Genomic DNA, 14472 nt, shown 5'->3' with positions numbered 1-14472 from the left:
CGCACATGAAGGCACGTTGAGCCCGCCAGTGATTGGAAGAGGGGCTGAAACGGTATGCACAGCAACATCAACATTCACAAATTCTCAAGGCTTGCCACAGTAACGGTTGCCGTGCTGACCCTTTCATCATTGGGCGCAGGCGTTCGTGCCGAGGTTATTGATCTGGGATCGACTGTGACCAGCGAAATATTATGGTCAATGGCGCGCTACTTTACATTTCTTACCAACACTCTGGTAGCTGTAGTGTTTAGCTTGGCAGCAATATCCGGACGATGGCCCAGACCGTCTCTGCTTGCGGCTTTGACCTTGTGGATTGTTGCCGTGGGCGCAGTTTACCATGTCCTTCTGGCATCCGCTCATCACCCAACAGGTATTGCAGCTTGGTCGAACCTGGGTACCCACACGGTTGTTCCAACTGCCTGCCTTGGCATTTGGATTATAGCAGTACCTAAAGTTGCGCTGCGATTTCGCGACCCTTTTATATGGTCACTCTGGCCTCTTGGCTACGCGGGCTATGTAATAGTTCGCAGTTCTTTCGACCAAGCCTATCCGTATTTCTTTTTGAATCCTGAACTGGTGGGCGTGGTCGGTGTAGGGGCGTATATCGCGGGTTTGTGGCTGGCGTTTGTTACTGTCGGGACACTTTTCGTTCTGGCCACTCACCGAATTGAGAAAGCTAAGGCAGAAAACAAACTCACCTCCTCGCCAAACGGATATCGGAATGCACTAATTTAAAGTCTCCGAGCGAGCTGAAGATCTGTTTTTGCACCCGCTGTGGTTCTGTCTGACAAACCGGGACTGTTGCATTAATTACGCCAAACCAATGGGCGCTGGTTTCTCTGGCTTTAAGCAGCCAACCAAAACAGACGGTTGAGAAACGCAATCTCCCCGCGGACATCTGTAGTCGCGGGTCCAGTGTCCCCATACTTGATTGCTCTGATTGTCTCGATGCCCTGAATCGTTACTGTTGCTGATTGGAATGTCTTGAAGCCTTTGCCAATTCAAATAAAGCGCTTGAACGCGGCGTGATTGCTTTCGATCCTGTTGTTTTGGTATTTCTGATCGACATAAGAGATACTATCAAAGTGAGGGTCATGGATTTGATTCAGGCCTTGGATCACTTTGATATAGGCGTCGGCTTTGTCGGTCACGATCATTGTGGGGCGATCGGGTAAAACACTCTCGATCAATTTTTTGAGAAAGGCCTTGGCGGCTTTTGTATCCCTGTATCGTGTTAGTAAAAAGTCGATAAAACAGCCGTTCAGATCCACGGCGCGCTAGAGGTCGCACAATGTGCCATTCACTCGAATGTAGGTTTCGTCGACATGCCAGGACCGCCCACTTTGGGTGCGATGATGATGTGCTCGCTTTGAAATTTCAGGGCCAAACTTCCGGACCCAACGGTAAACGATGGCTCGATCAACATCGCCTCCTCGTTCAGCCAGGAGATCGCGAATGTCCTGATAGGATAATGGATATCGCAGGTACATCCTAACAGCACAAAGGATGATCAAAGACGGGACACGATGACTTTTGAAAGTTTGATCACGAAGCACTATGTTGCGCGGCTCGGTGTGATAGTTGGCTAGACTGGAGCACGCCACAATGTATTATTCCAGCACGCAGGTGTTCGCCGCAGCTCCCCGGATCTGATGGCACCGCACAGCAATGATCATGTCTGATGAATGAAAGTGCCGGGTGCCGCGATGATCGTTGCAGTGTTCTGTCCTGATGCTCCGACGGCGGGCGGAGGCATCAAACCGCTGCTTGTTTCAACCAGCCAGTCTTTCCATGCAGGCCACCATGATCCCAGTTGTTCTGTTTGCTGTGCAAGCCAGGCATCTGGGCCGACATAAAGCGCCCCGTCTGGGCGATGTGAGATACGGTAGTGACGCCGCAGTTTCCCAGGTTCGTTGACGATCCCACCGTTGTGGCCGCCACTGGTCAGCACGAAGGTAAGGTCACAATCGGTGAACAACTGGGTCTTATAAACTGATTTCCAGGGCGCGATGTGATCGGTTTCTGTGGCGATGACGAACATCGGGGCCGAGATATCTTTCAGTGCAATAACCCGGCCCTCGACAGCGAAACGCCCCGCCGTGAGACGGTTCTCCAGAAACAGACCACGCAGGTATTGCGAATGCATCCGGGCGGGCATCCGCGTCGTATCGGCCACCCAGACGCCCATGTCGGTTGGAAGATCCTCCTTGCCGAGGAAATACCGCCGCACGGCCCGGGAATAGATCAGATCTTCGGACCGGATCGTGGAAAAGGCGCGCGCCATCTGCGGCCGATCAAGATAGCCTTGATCCCACATCATGTCTTCGAGAAAAGCAACCTGACTTTCGTCAAGAAACAATAGCAATTCGCCCGCTTCGGCGAAATCGACCTGCGCGGCCATCAGCGTGATCGTGGCGAAACGTTCATCACGGTCGCGCGCCATTGTCGCCGTCGTGATCGCCAGAATCGTGCCACCCAGGCAATAACCGACGGCATGGACCTTTTTATCCGGTACGATGGCATTTACCATATCCAGCGCCGCCATCACGCCATTTTTTCGATAGTCTTCGAGCGACAATTCGGCCTGATCGGCAGTTGGATTGCACCAAGAAATCATGAACACGGTAAACCCCTGTCCGACGAGGTAATTCACCATTGAATTCTGCGGCGACAGGTCGAGGATATAGTATTTCATGATCCAGGCCGGGACGAACAGAATTGGTTCCGCCTGCACCTTCTTGGTTTGCGGCGTATACTGGATCAGTTCGAACAGATCGTTGCGAAACACGACCTGACCCGGCGTACATGCCAAGTCCTTGCCGATCTGATAACCCTCTGGCGGAGCATCTTGCGTCTGAGACACCGTTTTCAGGAAGTCATGCGCGAAATTGGCAGCACCGTCTCTCAGATTCTTACCACCGCTCTTTAGAGTCCCGTCGATGATCTCGGGGTTGAGCCATGGGAAGTTTGATGGCGAGACCAGATCAAGTGCCTGCCGTGCCATAAAGCGGGTTCGGTTTGCGTCTTCGGGCTGCAGGCCACGCAACTGATCGGTTGCAAGGTCCCACCAGTCTTGCACTGCAAGGAATCCCTGTTTCCACATCTCGAACGGAGCCTTATGCCAGCCCGGACTGTCAAAACGATGATCGTAGTCCTTTGGGGCAAAGGGCGGGCGTCCATCGCTCTTTGCATCAGTGGCGTAGGTCATGAGCTTGAGCGCACTCTTCTGCGCGTGCTCAAGAAGCTCGAGTTGACGCCCGGGCGATTGGCTCATGTGATGTGCCCAATCGGACCACGCTTCTATGAAGGCATGGGTCGATACACCGCCGCTCAATCGTGCTGCTGCCGCATGCACCCCACGGTCGAGGTTCTGATGCGGATGTTCCGGGCCGTGTTCGGGCCGGGGCTCGACAACGGCCGGGGCCAGCGCAGTAGCGGCCCGGGGAGTTCTGGTGGTCGGTTTCGGTTTGGATCTTGAAGATCTTTTGTTCATTTGAGCGCCTTTAAATCTGGCTTGCAGGAGCCATTCTTGTGGGTCTTTGCGACGGACATGATCGCGATCTCGGTTACCAAGCGGTCCTCGACCCCTTTCATTTTCAGGGTGTGCTTGAAGAGATCCGAAGTGAAATCGCAATCGAGCGAACTGTTGGTACGGGTTGGACAATGAACAAGAAAAATGGGGTGCGCATTGACCTGGAACAACTACGAAATACCATTCTGTTAATCGACGTCAGACCCAGACTAACACCCATGATGGACATTCACTGGGGATCGGAATCGGTCACGCAAGCCATTGATCTTTGGAATGCTCCGGTTGGCCGAGCCTTGTCTAGGGGGCCTTCACGTTGATGCTACATCGTGCGCCAAGGTCTGCTATGTGAGACTGCAACGCCGCATAGAATATTGTGCATGGCTGACAGGTTTGGGCCGTTTGCTGACCTGGATGCCTTTGCGCCGATATGTTGAATCCACACCCATATAGCGGTCATTTGCGGCAGAGCTTGAACTTTGCCCCGTCACCAATTGCTGGATTACCAATCAAAACTTCAATCGGCGGTGCATTTTCGCTAGCCTGTACAAAAGCGGGTGCTTGCTTGCCGGTAGTGGTGTGACTTGCTCCAAAAGGTGGGCACGGCCTGCAAACCTTAAGGCGCGCGATGCGTTTGTGTGCCGAGAGTATTAAATGACGTGGCAAGACGAACATAACCCAATGGATGGGAGCTCTTGGTTTCAGCGAGTTTTTCTGGACCTCGCGCGGCAGATGCGATGGTCATTTCTGCCGCCGCTTATGGTGTATTTCGCAGCCGGGGTGTCAGGCCTAACCTCGGTCGTTGGGGCGTTTTTCCTCAAGGATTATCTAGATTTGTCCGCGCAATTCATTGCAGGGCTGGCGTTCTGGGCAGGCCTGCCATGGATTTTGAAGGTGCCATTGGGACATGTTGTCGATTTGTTCTGGAGATGGAAGTCTTTGTTGATCCTGATGGGCGCAGGGCTGATCACGCTGTCGCTCCTAATCATGTTTGGTTTGGTGTCGCGCCCAGATGAGATGCGCAGCGTCTTCCCGCTTGAGACTTGGTACGTAATAGCTCTGCTGCTGGCCCCGTCCGGTTATGCTATTCAAGATATTGTTGCCGATGCAATGACGGTCGAGGCCGTACCCCACGCCAACGACACCGGACAAGCTTTCAGCGAAGAACAGTCGCGGGCCATGCATACCACCATGCAGACGCTCGGCAGGATCGCGATCATATCGGGCTTTGTGTCGGTCGCGGCGATCAACATCTGGATATTCACCGGGGCCGAGGAAATGCCTCGCGAGGCAAGGTTGGCGTTGTACGCCCGGGTCTATCTGACCGCCCTCGCAATTCCGGTGATTTCGGTCAGTGGGATGTTGCTGCATACGATCATACAGCAGCGAAAGGCCGCGAAAGGAATGACGCAGGCACGCCCGGACACCGAGACCGAGGTTAACTGGCAGATTCTTGGCGGTGGGTTGACCTTTGTAGTGCTGAGTATCGCATTAGGTACCTCCAATCTTGTCTTTGCGCAGGAGATCGTCTTTGTGGCCTCCCTGTCAGTCATCCTTTTTCTGATCAGACAATTGCTCAAAAAACTGGAACCTGCAGCCGCCCGCGCGCTTGTTGGAACAGCCACTATCATTTTTGTGTTCAGGGCAGTGCCCTTACCGGGACCGGGTTTGACGTGGTTCGAGATCGATGGCCTCGGGTTTGATGAACGGTTTCTTTCGATCCTGTCGCTGATTACCTCGCTACTGACATTGGTCGGTCTCGTTATTCTGCGACCCCTGATGGCACATCGGTCGATCGCGTATATCATAGTGCTTCTGACCATCGCTGCGGGCGTGCTGTCGCTACCGAACATCGGGCTTTACTATGGGGTGCACGAATGGACAGCGGCAAAGACCGGCGGGATCGTGGACGCGCGGTTCATTGCCGTTCTTGATACCGCACTTGAATCGCCCTTGGGACAGATCGCAATGGTGCCGATGCTCGCGTGGATCGCGCGCAACGCGCCACCCGATCTCAAAGCCACGTTCTTTGCAGTCATGGCGTCGTTTACAAATATGGCTTTGTCGGCAAGCAGTCTGGGAACAAAGTACCTCAACAAGGTGTTTTTGGTCACCCGTGCCTCGGTCGACCCCGTCACCGGCGAGCAAATCTCGGCAGCGAATTACTCCCAACTGGGTCAATTACTGGTCGTCGTCGGGGTGATCACGGTAGCGGTGCCGCTTTTGGTCGTATTTGTGGTGCAGTCTTCGCGGTTTCGTACAACAGAATAATTCGGTTTGGTCAGTTGGCCACAGTTTCTGCCAGAAGACGGTGCACTTCGCGCACCGGAACACCGATGTTCGCACCACCAAATTCGGGCAAGATCGTGGCATTCACAGCAACCACATGACCATTGCTGTCCAACGCTGGCGCACCGCTACCGCCAACAGTGGTTTCCGCATCATAGACGACAGCCTTTTTGGTAATCTGCGCGATGATCCCGCGACTTGCCAGGGGTGCTATTCTGTTCTCTTCGGACAAACGGGCCGCAATTGTCCAGAAATTGGTCTCACCCGTCTCTTGTAGCGAGGTAAGAAAGTCACGCCCTGCCTGCGCCAAGAGAGCGCGCAAACCGGTAGAGAAACCAATGACGATTACCTCATCTCCAATTTCCGGCTCACCCTGCGCCAGAGTTAACCCACGGTCCATTGTTGCTGAGGCCGGCACTGATAATAAAGCTAGATCAGCAGTGTCGCTGGAGATCAATAATGCTGCTTCAACCGGCACTGGCAAGCCAGGTAAGAACACCAGAAGCTTCAGCATCTCTGGCGCAAGGCCGCCTTGTTCGAACGCAAGCATCCGGTCGCCGTTGGTCCAAGGCAAGGCAACATGCCGGTTAGTAACAAGCTGCCCTCCGTCCTTGAGCAGAAAACCCGTGCCGGTGAATTGAAATTCAATAGGGTTGCCGGTGCCGTCGGGGTCTATCACCGGCTTGCCTAAAGGCGTCCGCAGGGGTAGCCCGTCCGCACCCAAAACATGGCGTAGCAGTTTACCGCTTTCCACCTGTCTCAAACCGTAAGCGCCTTGCAGGAAGGCGACAGACGCGGTCGAGTCGCTAATAACACGCGCAGAGGCACCTAAGCGGCGCTCGAGTACGGAAAGACGTTCGGCATTGGTATTCAATTGGAGATCCAGTTGTTCGCGCAAAGTCGCCAGTTCGCTCGCAGTCAACGCTTCCTGACGTGTCTCAGCAAGAGTGCTGGCGATCACCTCAAGGCGTAGAGCTTCCTCTTGAATACTTTGTTGCAGGAGTATGTCGCTTCGGTACTGCCACGCGACGAATGTGGTCAGGACGACCAGCACAAGAATGACCGTCACTCGGAAAACGATTGTAGTTTCCAATAATATTCGCCGGACGCTGTCGAACAGAGCGTTCGACAGGCGCGATCCGAATGGCCGACGGCTTGTTCGTGCGTAGGCCACTGCGTCGCTCAGAATTTCTTCGACCGGCCAACTGGTCGGGAAAGTATGGTCGCACAGGCGGAATCGGGACATCGGCCCATCTTCTCCAAATTCGATCATGTCGCCGTGCATCAGATGCGCCGTGCCGATCTTGCGCCCGTTCACCCAGATGTCGGCGTCCGACAGCGCCTCGATCTCGTAAGTTTCCCCCGACCAGGATAGCCGCGCGCGCGCTTCAGCGCTGTCCGTTGCGGCCACATCCGGGTCAATCCGCAGCAGGCGGTCCGCACCGATGCACACTCGTGCCTGATCCAGTGAAAGCCATCCGATCCGGCCACGTGAGGGGCCGGTAAGATTCTCCAGAAAGGCGCGGACATCATCATTTATTGCCTGCGGGACGTCTTCTGGCTCGGTGGTAGGGTCTTGATCCAATCGGTATCCTTACCTGGCATTTCCGGTCTGGCACCGATCATCGTATCCGCACAAGGCGCATCGGTCCATGATTTGCATGAAGCCGCCACTTTCTGTCAGCCGCCGACAAGTGACGCACCCAGCAAAATCGCGAGGCACAAAACTGCGCCCGCAATCGGAAACACGATGTGCATGATAAACGCACCTTATCGAAACAACTATCCGCTGCGGTAAGTCTCTTTGTAGAGACGAGCCAGTCTCTTTTTCTTGGATGCAGGGGTTCCACCATCCTTAATGCCTTTGGGGCGGCCTTGTCGAAGGCCGTCAGCTCCGTCATAGACACAAAACTCACGGATTTGATCAGCCGACAGAAACACAAGCGCTTCCAGATTGAAATGAGGTGCTTGTTCATCCAAGAGATGGGGGTCCACCTCGTCTTCAGAGTATTCAAAGCCCGTCAAATAATTCGCTCGAGGAACATGATAATATTCCAGTCCATCAAATCCCTTTCCGGGGAGAGCTACGACAAATCCGCCATCGCTTTCTCATCGAAATATTAGCATCTGGCCCGCCCAATGAGTTTCCTTGATCTGTTTGAAGAAAATGTTCGGAGTTTGGCGTTCGACTTGGCGTGTTCTTCGCGGTCCATTCGAACAGCCATATCGAAAAACCAAATACCCCCTTTTTGTACCGGCGTGGGTAGCTCAGTTTACACGTCCGCCGATTTGAGAAAAAAAGCCCATATCTAAGCACTGGAAAGCAGCATCGAGGATTTGGTTCTTCAGGTCAGAAAAGTGTTAATGTGGATTTGTCACATGAAGGAATAACACATGAGAGTATGCGGATGTGAGATATCGGCACAGGAGGTTCGGCTTGCCGTTGTTTTCTTGAACGATGATAGCAACGTGGAGATGCTTCGACTAAAGACCACACGAATAGTGGACCTGTCACGCTTTAGTGCCGCTCCGGGTTCTCATTTAAGCGGCCTGTCGCTCAAAAGCCAAGGGGCTTTTCCAACCCAATGCTGAGTGCTTCCTGCGCGGATTGTAGAAGCCGTTAATGTATTCCACTGCACGGCAGTGGTTTGCCTGCAAACCATGAGAGTGGAAGGTGGCCAGTTCCGCCTGCCGTCGTGTGGTCCAGGACCGCCGCCAGATCAATTCGGCCTTGATGGTTTTGAAGAAGGTTTCGACCGCTGCATTATCATAGCAATTGCCTTTGCCACTCATCGACACCTTGAAGCCATGATGGCGCAGGATTTTCTGATAGTCGTGCGAGCAGTATTGGCTGCCGCGGTCGGTGTGATGCATGCAGCCCCTGGGCGGTCTGCGCAGAGCGATAGCCATTTCCAAAGCCTTGATTGCAAAATCTCTTTTCATTCGGTTGCTGACCGCCCAGCCGATGACCCGCCTCGAATGAAGGTCCAAAACCACGGCCAGATACAGCCACCCCTCACGGGTCCAGATGTAGCTGATATCGCCAGCCCATTTCTGATTTGGCGTGTTGGCGCTAAAGTTGCGATCCAGCAGGTTCGGGGCAATATTGAACTTGTGATTGCTGTCTGTCGTCACTTTGTGTTTGCGGGTTCTCACAATGGATATGCCGTTCTGGCGCATCAATCTGCCAACACGCCGGTGGCCGACACTCAGCCCCAGTTCCTTCAGCTCTTCGGTCATTCTTGGCCTGCCACTCTCATTGAATGCAAGCATTCAACTGCCGTGCAATGCATAGCTCCCCAGAGAAAGGCGAAACTGTTCCCGGATATGTGCCAGCACAATCAGCTCCTTGCGCTGCCTTCGGCTCATGGGGCGACTGCGATATGCCCGATAGCTTCGTGGGCTGACGTTCATGATCTGGCAAAGCCGGTTGACCGGTAGCTGGTTGCGGTGTTTTTCGACAAAGGCAAATCTCATTTGCTTCTCTCCGCAAAGAACACTGTGGCCTTTTTCAAGATCCCCCTCTCCTCGCGAAGCAGCCGGTTTTCTTTCCGAAGCTCTGCATTCTCACGTTCCAGATCAGATTGTCCTGCGGGCTTTTCCGGGTTGCGCCGATCCAGTTGTATCCACCGGCTCAGTGTCGAAAAGCCAACGCCAAAATCAGACGCAACCTGCTTTCGTGTAAGCCCGCTTGTCAGCGCGACACGCACTGCTTCTTGTCTAAACTCAAATGAATGTTTCGGTCCCATTGTCGTTCTCCTTTTGCGCACAATATGCGGTTAAAGGAGCGGCACAATTCCGCGACAGGTCCAATATGCTGACTCTCGAGGGTGGCACGCTGCAACTACCTAAAGACGGTACAGGCCAGATCGTTTTTGTCAGAGCCGAAGACTCGCTGATTGACCCCAATGGTCCGCTGACCGGACAAGTGGAAACTGTCACGTTTCTCGGAACCCATTACCGGGTCGGGATTAAGGGTGTCATGCCCGGCGTGCTGACTTCGAATTTTGCCGGTCAAAATGCCCCGAAGGTCGGTGAAACCGTCCAGGAGGCGATCAAACCCGAAGCGCTGATACTCCTGCCCGAAGGAGCAACCGGAGCGTGACCAAGATCATTCAAATCTCAGATCCACACATCGTCCCAAAGGGTAAACTCGCCTATGGCCGGGTTGACACCGCAGCCCCACTCGTGGCGTGTGTCGAAACCATCAACCGCGTTTTGCCGTATATCGGCGCCGTCGATATGGTAATTGTCACCGGCGACATGACTGATTTTGGCACGGCTGAAGAGTATCAACGGTTCCGAGACATCATGGAACCGCTTGATATCCCATATCGTGCGATACCTGAGAACCATGACAATGTGGAAGCAATGCGAACTGGCTTTGCCGATCAGGACTGGATGCCAAAAAACTAGCCCGATCAACTGGACATCTGAGTTCGTTGACCTAGCGTTGATTGGACTGGATACGAATGTCGCTGGCAAAGCGCACGGACACCTGACCGACGAGATTCTTGACTATTTGCAACACAAGCTGACGGCTTTGCACGCCAAACCAGTCATCGTGGCGATACACCATCCGCCCGTTCTGACGGGCATCGAAAAGATGGATATCCAAAATTTGCGTGACAGCAGAAAACTGCAAACCATCCTGTCAGAATACCAAGGCGAATTGAGGTTGGTCTGCGGCCACGTACATCGCAACATTGTAGCACCTTTTGGCAGCGTGATCTACCAGATCGCGCCGGGAACATCTCATGCCGTTACCCTGGATCTACGCGTCGGTGCCCCAAACTGCCTGACCAAAGAACCCGGCGCGTTCTTGTTGCATGAAATGCGTGGCGCGATTTTGACGCATAGCATCCCTATCGGTCAGTTTGATGGCCCATATTTGTTCTATCCGGACTCTGGCACTTAGCTCGTTTGACTCTAGGCGACAAACAAAACCGATTCGATCAATACCCACTTAGAGTAATGCTGCTCTGACAAGGCACTGCTTCCGCCGCGCGATGGATGAATGACCGTTCTGGCTCGAACCTGCCGTTCGCTACCGTCTGCACCAATGACTGCTCGGCGTAGAGGCTGTGTTAAAACTTCCTAAACGCCAAACTTTAAAGAATTTCGTTCCAGCAGAAGCCTGCTCATCCGCGTTCTTAGGAACAAAGTCCTGCAAAACTCAGGGAATTGAAATGGTGTCCTCGTCGATCTTGCCTTGGCGGAGTTTTCACACACCCTCCGGACATTCCAGTCGTTCGCTGCAGTTGCGCTAATGTACCGTTGTGGCGCATCGCAACAACTAACAACCGAAGGGAAGGCGGAACCCGGACTTTCGCTCCGAGAGCGAAGCAATCGCCAGTCAACGGTATAGCGGATAATCAAACTTATCGAAAAACGTTCAAGATTAGAGTAACCTCAGAAGTACCCTTTTGAGTGACGGCTCATGTGGCGATGGTGCGTCGTCAGTTTGATCTGCGTGGTGGGCGGCTACAAGTAGAGCGTAAATGATAGGGCCTGCTGCCCGGGATCATACATTCACTATATGTGTTTTTCTGACGAAATTGGGTCTATGGTTCTCTAACTGCTACCAGAAAGAAGGAAATCTTTTGGAAATCAAATGGCTGGAGGATCTCTTGGCGCTGGAATCTACTGGAAATTTCCGCATCGCCGCCGAACAGCGCAACGTATCTCAACCAGCGTTCAGCCGCAGGATTCAGGCGCTAGAAGCTTGGGTGGGCGCCTCTTTGGTCGACCGGCGAAGTCAACCTGCCTGCCTTACTGAAGCGGGAAAAATTTTTGGTGGTGTGGCGCAAGACATTGTCAGCCTTGCTTATCAGTCCCGCGACGATATCGTGGCGAAAACCGCGCGCGAAAAAGAGAAAATCCGGTTTGCCACACTCAGTACACTTGCCCAGTTTTTCATACCCGCGTGGTTGAAAAGCCTTAAGCCCTATATCGATACGGATCAGTTTGTCGTGCGAACTGATTTCGCCACCATAGCGCAATACCTCACAGCTCTTGAAGAAAACGTTGTGGACCTGTTTGTCTGCTACGAGGACCCAAGTGCCGGATTTTACAGAGATGCGGAAAAATTCACCTCGCTGAAACTGGGGCAAGAGGCCTTGGTGCCGGTTGTGGCCCCGGATGCAACCGGTGCGCCGCTTTGGTGGCTGCCCGACAGGCCAACCGACCCGATCCCCTATCTTCGCACGGCATCCTCTCTCGCCCTGTGGCCCGTCCAAGAACACCTTGAGAAAAAATATGGCGATCTGACCTTTGCGACTGTTTATGAAACCTCTATTGCGACAGCCGTAAAAGCCATGGCCGTCGAAGGCTATGGTATGGCATGGATTCCCTGGTTCATCGTTGCCGATGATCTGGAAAATGGGCGTCTGGTTCGCGCGGCGGGCGTTGCCGATGACATCTCTGTCGATATCAATATCTATCGCTGCACAGCCTTCAACGAACCGAAAGTCGCGGCCTTCTGGCAAACCCTGCTTGAGAAAACAGTATGTGTTGAGGCCAAAGACTGATAGGTTGACCTATCTTTTCCAAGCTTTTTGCGGAATGCGCGCTAATCGCGGCATCCGGTGCTCTTTCAATTCCATACCGATAACGCATGACCTTCACGAGTGATGCGTTTTGCGCATGAGTTGTGCCAACAACGGCATTGGACGGTTTAGCACAGGCCCCAATACAGTTCGGTAAAACAAAACCAACAGGGAGAATACGGAATGAAACGAAGAACTCAAATTGTGACGCTTGCCGCCATGGGGGCAGCCGTCGTAATGGGCGCAACCGTCGCCTCGGCCCAAAGCACACTGGATATCGTCAAGGAACGCGGACATCTGCGCTGTCAGGTCGGCCCACCGTCTGCCGGGTATTACAACCTTGATAGTGACGGCAACTGGTACGGGCTGGACGTTTCGGTCTGTCAGGCTGTCGCCGCCGCCATCTTTGGCGATATAACGAAAATGGAAATTCAGTCAGTGTCGAGTCAGGCGCGATTCACGGCCCTGGCAAATGGCGAAAGCGATATGTTGTCGCGCACCGCCACATGGACGCTGTCCCGTGATACCCAACTGGGCATCGATTTTCTGTCGCCTAACTTTTATGACGGTCAGGGATTTACCGTGCGGCGCGACAGCGGGATCACCAGCGCTCTCGAATTGAAAGGCGCCAAGGTCTGCGTGACCACCGGCACCACGACCGAGTTGAACCTGACCGATTTCAGCCGCACCAATGAGCTGGGTATCTCAAACGTCACGTTTGAAGATTACAACGTACGCGATGATACCTATCTAAATGGCGGGTGTGACGCGGTGACGGGTGATAAATCGTCGATGGCCGGTAATATCGCGTCGTTCCCGGTTCCTGGCGATCACATGATACTGCCTGAAACCCTGTCAAAAGAACCCTTGGCATCTGCGGTGCGCCATGGCGACAACCAATGGGCCGATATCGTGCGCTGGAGCGTTTTCGCGCTGATCAATGCCGAGGAACTGGGCATCACCCAAGCCAATGTCGATGACATGCTGGCCACCTCAAAAGATCCGAATGTCCTTCGCATGCTGGGCGCCGAAGGCAACCTGAACGAAGGGCTGGGCCTGGAGCCTGACTGGGCCTACAATATCATCAAATCGGTGGGCAATTACGGCGAAATCTACGAAGCCTATATGGGCCACGGCGAACAGGGGATTGGCATTGACCGTGCGGGTTCTCTGAACGCGCTGTGGACTGATGGCGGGCTGATGTATTCGCCTCCCATGCGCTAAAATGCAAATGGGGTGCCGGGCGGTATGTTCGACACCCCAATTTTTTACGGGGTACACAACCCATTATCGAAGCTGCATGCGTTGGAAACGGGGGCCTTGAGTGTCAGACACCACAGTAAAGACAGGCCCGGTGCGTGCCAGACCAAAAGAGACGTTCGACTTTTTCCATGACGAACGCGTCCGTTCGGTGTTTTACCAACTTCTGACCGCCGGGATTTTTGGCTGGCTGATGTGGTATCTGGTCGCCAACACCGCCCATAACCTTGAAGTGCGCGGCATGAACACCGGCTTTGGCTTTATCAAAAGCTCGGCCGGGTTTGATATTGATTTTAGACTGATCGACTATTCGCCCGGCGTCGGCACCTATGGCCTGATATTTCTGATTGGGGCGATGAACACCCTGTTTGTTTCTTTTCTGGCAATCATCGTCAGCACGGCCTTGGGCTTTTTCATCGGCGTTCTGCGGCTGTCAAACAACTGGCTGGTGTCAAAAGTAGCGCTGGCATTTGTCGAAATCTTCCGCAACACGCCGCTGTTGATCCAGATCGTGTTTTGGTACATCGGGGTGTTTTCACTGTTACCGGCGGTCAAAAAGACGATTGATATCTCGCTCGGTGCCAAGATGTTTCTTTTGAATAACCGCGGCTTGTATGTGGCAACACCGATCATGGGCGGGCTGTTCTGGATGACCCTGTTGGCGGTTGGTGCCGCCCTTGTGGGGGTGTTCCTGCTGCGGCGCAAGGCGCGGAAACTGCAAGAGCGCACAGGCCAGCAAACCAAAACGCTACTTCCATCCCTAGCACTGGTGCTCTTGGTGCCAAGTGCGGTGTTTGTACTGACTGGCATGCCGCTCAGCTGGGATATGCCAACGCTGCAAGGCTT

13 protein-coding genes and 1 pseudogene are annotated in these 14472 nt (G+C 53.7%); 9 read left to right on the top strand and 5 right to left on the bottom strand.

Annotated features, from left to right (window positions below; translation table 11 throughout):
- Positions 1–54 precede the first annotated feature (54 nt).
- Positions 55–735, top strand: coding sequence for a Pr6Pr family membrane protein (locus tag J4E70_RS12370; protein ID WP_213889826.1), 681 nt, complete (start codon positions 55–57; stop codon positions 733–735).
- Positions 736–1001: 266 nt separating this feature from the next.
- Here the strand turns inward: J4E70_RS12370 and J4E70_RS19345 are convergent, their stop codons facing one another.
- Complete coding sequence (locus J4E70_RS19345) at positions 1002–1271, bottom strand: transposase (protein ID WP_247079635.1); 270 nt, start codon at positions 1269–1271, stop codon at positions 1002–1004.
- A 401-nt stretch (positions 1272–1672) separates the two neighbouring features.
- Positions 1673–3493, bottom strand: a complete 1821-nt coding sequence (locus J4E70_RS12360) for a PHA/PHB synthase family protein (RefSeq protein WP_213889824.1) — start codon at positions 3491–3493, stop codon at positions 1673–1675.
- Between the two features lie 38 nt (positions 3494–3531).
- On the opposite strand from J4E70_RS12360, the gene J4E70_RS12355 reads away from it, so the two are divergent.
- On the top strand, positions 3532–3849 hold the full coding sequence (locus J4E70_RS12355) for a hypothetical protein (protein ID WP_213889823.1): 318 nt from the start codon (positions 3532–3534) through the stop codon (positions 3847–3849).
- Positions 3850–4183: 334 nt separating this feature from the next.
- A complete protein-coding gene (locus J4E70_RS12350) occupies positions 4184–5800 on the top strand; it encodes an MFS transporter (RefSeq protein WP_246531734.1) in 1617 nt (538 codons plus the stop codon).
- A 10-nt stretch (positions 5801–5810) separates the two neighbouring features.
- Here the strand turns inward: J4E70_RS12350 and J4E70_RS12345 are convergent, their stop codons facing one another.
- From J4E70_RS12345 to J4E70_RS12335, 3 genes and pseudogenes are all read right to left on the bottom strand, one after another.
- Entirely contained in the window at positions 5811–7403 is a 1593-nt protein-coding gene (locus tag J4E70_RS12345) for a trypsin-like peptidase domain-containing protein (protein ID WP_213889821.1), read from the bottom strand.
- Between the two features lie 197 nt (positions 7404–7600).
- Positions 7601–7843, bottom strand: a complete 243-nt coding sequence (locus J4E70_RS12340) for a hypothetical protein (RefSeq protein ID WP_213889820.1) — start codon at positions 7841–7843, stop codon at positions 7601–7603.
- A gap of 516 nt (positions 7844–8359) precedes the next feature.
- Positions 8360–9567, bottom strand: a pseudogene (locus J4E70_RS12335) (IS3 family transposase).
- Between the two features lie 65 nt (positions 9568–9632).
- Between J4E70_RS12335 and J4E70_RS12330 the strand changes: the two are divergent.
- The 6 genes from J4E70_RS12330 to J4E70_RS19615 all read left to right on the top strand — a co-directional run.
- Positions 9633–9923: a TOBE domain-containing protein gene (locus tag J4E70_RS12330; protein ID WP_246531733.1), complete on the top strand. Its 291-nt coding sequence runs from the start codon at positions 9633–9635 to the stop codon at positions 9921–9923.
- Positions 9920–10234 carry a metallophosphoesterase gene (locus tag J4E70_RS12325; RefSeq protein ID WP_213889818.1) on the top strand — a complete coding sequence of 105 codons (315 nt, stop codon included), beginning with the start codon at positions 9920–9922 and terminating at the stop codon, positions 10232–10234. Before J4E70_RS12330 ends, J4E70_RS12325 begins: the two co-directional genes overlap by 4 nt.
- Complete coding sequence (locus J4E70_RS12320) at positions 10179–10736, top strand: metallophosphoesterase family protein (RefSeq protein WP_213889817.1); 558 nt, start codon at positions 10179–10181, stop codon at positions 10734–10736. Before J4E70_RS12325 ends, J4E70_RS12320 begins: the two co-directional genes overlap by 56 nt.
- Before the next feature lie 685 nt (positions 10737–11421).
- The gene (locus tag J4E70_RS12315; protein WP_213889816.1) at positions 11422–12348 is read left to right on the top strand and encodes a LysR family transcriptional regulator; all 927 of its coding nucleotides are present in this window, start codon (positions 11422–11424) and stop codon (positions 12346–12348) included.
- Between the two features lie 201 nt (positions 12349–12549).
- Positions 12550–13590, top strand: a complete 1041-nt coding sequence (locus tag J4E70_RS12310; protein ID WP_213889815.1) for an amino acid ABC transporter substrate-binding protein — start codon at positions 12550–12552, stop codon at positions 13588–13590.
- Between the two features lie 100 nt (positions 13591–13690).
- Positions 13691–14472, top strand: a 782-nt coding sequence (locus J4E70_RS19615; RefSeq protein WP_213889814.1) for an ABC transporter permease subunit, incomplete at its 3' end; no start/stop codon positions are given.

This window comes from Pseudohalocynthiibacter aestuariivivens, from assembly GCF_018457175.1.
Classification (GTDB): domain Bacteria; phylum Pseudomonadota; class Alphaproteobacteria; order Rhodobacterales; family Rhodobacteraceae; genus Pseudohalocynthiibacter; species Pseudohalocynthiibacter aestuariivivens.
Note: the sequence above shows the minus strand (reverse complement) of the source record. Positions and strands in the feature narration are given on the sequence as shown.